Origin of the sequence: Corallococcus terminator (assembly GCF_003611635.1) — a bacterium.
Lineage (GTDB): Bacteria > Myxococcota > Myxococcia > Myxococcales > Myxococcaceae > Corallococcus > Corallococcus terminator.
Window position 1 is genome coordinate 1 of record NZ_RAVZ01000801.1, and the last position, 461, is coordinate 461.

1 protein-coding gene is annotated in these 461 nt (G+C 62.9%); it reads left to right on the forward strand.

What is annotated here, in order from left to right:
- Positions 1-253: 253 nt before the first annotated feature.
- The coding region (locus D7V88_RS42200) for a (d)CMP kinase (protein WP_208726793.1) at positions 254-461 on the forward strand (208 nt) is incomplete at its 3' end.

Consider the following 461-nt stretch of genomic DNA (forward strand, 5'->3'; position numbering starts at 1 on the left):
ACCTTGCAGTCACGGTGACGGGCCTTCGCCGACTTCAGGGAGGACAGGACTTTCATGGCATACCTCGGCGTAAACAGTAGTTGTTCGGGTGGAGCGTGGCCGCGATATGCGAAAGACAATCGGCAGTTGACGCTCGTTCAAGCCCGCCATTCTACCGGGCTTTTCCTCGTGGTTTCAAGTGGTTGCACAAAAGATCCCGCTGGGGGCGTCTGGCAGGGGCTAGAATGGCCTCTTCACACGCTCTGGGACCCCCATGAATCCACTCGCTCCCGTCCTGACCATCGACGGCCCATCCGGGGCCGGCAAGGGTACCATCAGCCGCATCATCGCGCGCCGGATGGGCTGGCATTACCTGGATTCGGGCGCGCTGTACCGGGCGGTGGGCGTGGCCGCAAGCTGGGCCGACATCGATACCTCCGACGCCTCGGCGCTGGTGCGTTGCACCTTCGACACCCACGTTC